The organism is Streptomyces sp. NPDC058964 (assembly GCF_042741275.1).
In the GTDB taxonomy this organism is placed as follows: domain Bacteria; phylum Actinomycetota; class Actinomycetes; order Streptomycetales; family Streptomycetaceae; genus Streptomyces.
This window is the reverse complement of sequence record NZ_JBHYKH010000649.1, coordinates 1-4,458: the sequence shown is the minus strand read 5'-3', so window position 1 is coordinate 4,458 and position 4,458 is coordinate 1. Positions and strand designations below refer to the sequence as shown.

Annotated in this window: 3 protein-coding genes; all 3 read right to left on the bottom strand. The window is 72.9% G+C overall.

What is annotated here, in order from left to right:
- Nucleotides 1-174: 174 nt before the first annotated feature.
- From ACFW2E_RS42245 to ACFW2E_RS42235, 3 genes are read right to left on the bottom strand one after another with little or no spacing between them, the layout of a single operon-like run.
- Nucleotides 175-855 carry a VWA domain-containing protein gene (locus ACFW2E_RS42245; protein ID WP_384476093.1) on the bottom strand — a complete coding sequence of 227 codons (681 nt, stop codon included), beginning with the start codon at nucleotides 853-855 and terminating at the stop codon, nucleotides 175-177.
- A gap of 52 nt (nucleotides 856-907) precedes the next feature.
- Complete coding sequence (locus ACFW2E_RS42240; RefSeq protein ID WP_384476090.1) at nucleotides 908-2,713, bottom strand: hypothetical protein; 1,806 nt, start codon at nucleotides 2,711-2,713, stop codon at nucleotides 908-910.
- Nucleotides 2,710-4,311 (bottom strand): hypothetical protein, encoded by a 1,602-nt coding sequence (locus ACFW2E_RS42235; protein ID WP_384476088.1) that lies wholly within the window; start codon nucleotides 4,309-4,311, stop codon nucleotides 2,710-2,712. Before ACFW2E_RS42235 ends, ACFW2E_RS42240 begins: the two co-directional genes overlap by 4 nt.
- Between the last annotated feature and the right edge of the window lie 147 nt (nucleotides 4,312-4,458).

Genomic DNA, 4,458 nt, shown 5'->3' with positions numbered 1-4,458 from the left:
GGCCCGGGCCGCCCCGCCTCCCCGGCGTGGGCAGGGGGCCCCGCCTGTTCCGGCCGGTCGTAGGACTCGGCCGGCCGCTGCGGGTAGAGGTCGGGCGCCGGGCGCGGAGGCGGCGGCACGGGCCGCTGCGCCTCCGGGTCGTCGTCGGAGTGCCGGTTGGGGAACCATGTCACGTCAGATCACATCGATCGCGACGGTGAAGCCTTCCGGCTTGTCGACCACGAGCTGCGGGGACGCCGAACCCAGCGAACGGCCCGAGGAGATCACGCTCTTGGTGAGGGCCGTGCAGAACTTCGCGATGGCTCCGCCGACGTCGACGCCCTTGTTGGCGACGAAGCCGAACTGCGCTTCGGTGGCCACCTGGTTGATGGTCTGCGCGTCGGCGTCCACGATCCCGCAGGCGATGATGTTCGGCGCGCCGAGGGTGACGGAGCGGTCGGTGAGCCTGCGGTGGGCGTCCTGCCAGTCCTCGCCGTGGTTGGGCAGTCCGTCGCTGAGGAAGAACACGGCGGGCCGGTGCACCTGGTAGCCCTCGCGCTTGAGGGCGTTCACGTCGTTCGGGATCCGCTGGATCAGGTCCTCGAAGGCGGCGAGGTAGCTGGTCATGCCCCGGGTGCGCAGCAGCGGGAACTCGTTGGCGCTGCGCAGGTCGACCAGGTGGACCCGCTCGACCACGTCGTCGGAGAAGCCCAGGACCGAGAAGCGGACCTTGGCCGCGGCCATCGGCTCGCCGAGCAGCGCCTGGTGCAGTGAGCGCAGGCCGTCGTTGAGCTCGTCCATGTGCTCGGTCATGGAGCCGGACTCGTCGGCGAGGACGTAGATGGGGAGCAAGTGCCCCCGGTTGCTTTCCATCATCGTCTTTCCGTTCATGCGTGGTGGGGACTGGCTGCGTGGGAGGTGGCGTGGGTCAATAGGCGTCCTCGGCCCGCCGGAACCCGTCGGGCGGGCTGACCGAGAACTGCGGGTCGCCGGCGGCGAGGCGCCGGGCGTAGCCGACGACGCTGTCGCGCAGGAAGGCGGCGCAGCTGTGCGCGGCCGACACGGCATCCTGGTTGGGCGGGGCCATGAAGCCGAACTCGGGCCGGGTGGCGACGGCGCGGACGGCCAGGGCGTCGGCCCGGCCCAGGCCGAGTGCGATCACGTTGGGCGCGGCCGGATTGCCGCCGGTGTCGGTGAGCCGCTGATGGGTCTCGCGCCAGCCGTTGCCCTCCTCGGGCACGCCGCCGGTGAGGAAGTACACGATGGGCCGCAGTACCTGGGCGCCCTCGCTCTTGACCACGGCGACGTCCTGCCCGACGACGGTCTTCAGCAGCTGGAAGGCGCTGCTGTACGACAGCCCGGGGCGGCCGGTGAGGATGGGGGTCCGGGTGCCGTACGTGACGGTCTCCAGCTGCAGCCGCGGTTCGGCGGTGGCGGCCATGCCCAGGACGGACAGCCGTACGGCCCTGGCGACCTCCGGTGCGCCGGAGAGCGCGGAGTGCAGGTCGTTCAGGCCCCGGTTGATCTCCTCCAGGCAGTCGCGGTCGAGGGACTCGTCGAGCGCCAGGTAGATCAGGGCGGTGTAGTCGGGGACGGCGGGCCGTCCGGCGTACGGCGGGAGGGGGTCGCCCACGACCGTGGACCCTGGCCCCTGGCTCGCGGCCGGGGGCGGGGGTGCCTGCGCCTGGGTCCGGGAGTGGGCGGGCCCGGCGGTGGACGCGGACGGCAGCTGGGCCGGCGGGGTGTCCCAGGGCCGGGCGCCGGGGAGCTGGGGTGCGGTGGCGGAGGGGAGCTGGGCCCCGCCGCCGGTGGCGCGGCCGACCACGTCGGTCAGCAGCTGCCGCATCACCTCCAGATCGCCGGCCTGCACCAGGTTCTTGTCCGCCATCGCCTGGAACAGGGCCAGCGCGCGCTGGTTCTGCAGCTCGGCGGTGGCGAAGCGGGCCTCCTCCAGCTTGCGCAGCATCTCGAACGCGCCGGCGGCGTCCTCCGGATGCGTGTTCATGTACTGCCGGATCAGGCCCTCGCTGTCCATGGCGACGTGCCTGAGCGCCTCGGCCTGGCGGGCGGCGGCCTCCATCTCCTGTTCCTGCTTCTTGGCCGCGATCTGGCCGTCGCGCAGCACGTCACCCATGTTGGGCACGTGATCGGCCTGGCCCAGGGTCTCCCGCCGGCCGGCCTCGATCAGTGACTCCAGGTAGGCCTTGGACTTCGCGTCGGGCTGCACCGACACCTGGCAGCCGTAGACGACCAGGCCTTCGGCCAGGGTCACCTGCTGTCCGCACCGCTGGTGGAGGTAGTGCTGGAGGCCGAAGGAGTCCTCGATGGCGAAGCGCTGCCCGGCGCCGTGGAACAGGCTGGTGAGGTAGTTGTGCACCAGGGGCAGCGGGTTGTCGGTGCCGGAGCGGACCAGGTTCTTGGCGCCCTCCCAGCCGTCGACGCGGAACGCGAAGTCGACCTTCACCTCGAAGGCGTGCACGCCGTCCCGGGAGACCAGCGGGTTCCTGCCGAGGAGGGCGCTGCGGCGGTATGCGCGCAGGTCGACCTCGTACCGGGTGCGGTACTTGGAGAAGACCTGCTGCGAGGGGGTCATCGGGCGGCCCTCGAAGCACTCCACCTCGCCGGAGGCGGTGGAGTACACGACCGCCAGGTGGGGCTGCGTCGCCTTGGTGGGCCCCACGGCCACGCGGGGCACCGGGCTCCGGCTGACGATCAACGAGACCGGCTCGCTCACCGGTCACCTCCTGGCTGATTGGGTCGGGCGGACTGGGCACCGCGCAGGGCGGCGCCGAGGACCATCGCGGAGCGGGGCAGGGGACGGAAGCGGTCGCGGTCGGTCCAGCGCCGGGCGTAGCGCTCCAGCAGCATTCCGGCGCGGGAGCTGCGGCCGGCCACGTCGTCGACGAGGGTGCGCACCAGGTCGTCGAGGAGCTGGGGGTCGGCCTCGGCCTGGGCGGCCCAGGCCTCCAGCACGGTCCCGGCCTGGTCCGCGAAGAGTTCGCCGCTGATCACCTCGGACCACAGATAGCCGAGCAGGCGGCGCAGTTCGCCGCCCGGCGGTGCCTGTGCGGCGAGCCGGAGCAGGGTGGGGCGGCTGCGCGGGGCGCCGCCGCCCGCCGCCGGCTCGTCGCCGGCCAGCGCGTCGGCGAGGATGAGGAAGGCGAGGTGGCCGGAGGGCCGGCTGGCGGGCTCGTGGGACATCTCGGCGATGGCGCGCAGCACCAGGGGAGCGTGCGTGTCGACGTCCTCCTCCATCAGGTCGGCGAACGCGTCGCCGATCTCGATGGCCACCTGGATGTGGTCGACGGTGCCGAGCCGGGTGAGGGCGAGCAGGGCCGCCGGGAGGTCGGCCCCGCCGCGGCACAGACCATGGGCACGGGCGGCCGCCGCCTGGAACTCCCAGGTGCCGCTCATGTACCAGCCGTCGACGAGGTTCCGTACCCCGGTGCGCAGCGCGGGGTCGCGGACGCACACGCGCAGGGCGTAGGCGATGGCCTCGCGGCGCAGGTAGCCGCTGTCCTCGTCCCGGACCCAGCCGGGGAAGACCTGGGTGGCGATGTGGTCGAAGGACTCGGTGGCGATCAGGCCGAGCGCGGTGCCGGCGAAGCTGCGCACCTGCTGCGAGGGCCGGTCGACCAACTCGCCCAGCCAGGCTATGAGTTCCTGCTGGATGCGGTACTCGGACCAGACGTGCCGGATGATCCGTGCCGGATAGTCGGCGTTGCGGTACTCGGCGACGGTGCACGGCAGCCAGCCGAAGTCGCCCCGGGTGACGGTGGAGTAGGTCCGGGCGCGCAGCTTCTCGGCGAACTGGCGGCTGGACTGGCTGAAGGGGTCCTGGCGCAGTGGTACGGGACCGTTCTCTACGCTGGCGGCGAGGACACCGCGGTCGCTGCGGAACCGGTTCAGCAGGGCGCTCGCGGCCAGCGACACATACTCCTGGGGCAGTCCGCCGAGAACGGCGAGGGCGATGGCCTGGGTGCGCAGCCCGGTGTCGCCGAGTCCCTCGAACCACTCCTCGGGGCCCTCCCCGGCGGTGCGGTCCATCCGGGCACGGACCCGTTCCGGCTCGACGGTGCCCTCGCGGTGCTCCAGTTCGAGGATCCAGGCCAGCCGGGCCGCGACACGGCAGGGTGCGCCCTGGTCCAGCAGCTCGGCGACGACGTCCGGGATGCCGTCCGTGGCCAGGAGGGCATCGGCCTCGTCCTCGCCCATCCGGTGCGACAGATGGGAGCGGAGTACGGCGTCCAGGGCGTCGGGCGGGGCCATGTGCTGCACGTACTCGCCGAGGTCGCGGTCGAGTTCGGTGTCCGGGCCCGCGATCACCACCACATGGGCCCCGGCGTCCCGCAGCAGGTCCTCCAGGCCGGCCAGCTGGGGGCCGCGCAGGGTGCCGAGGTCGGCGGGCCGGTCGACCCCCCCGGCGGCCGCCCCCCGCCGTGTTCTATCTGTTCGCCCCGTCCGGTCGGGGCCACGGCC

What these genes read in the sequence shown, in the direction of transcription:
- ACFW2E_RS42245 (WP_384476093.1), bottom strand. Translation starts at nt 855, where the DNA reads ATGATGGAAAGCAACCGGGGGCACTTGCTCCCCATCTACGTCCTCGCC.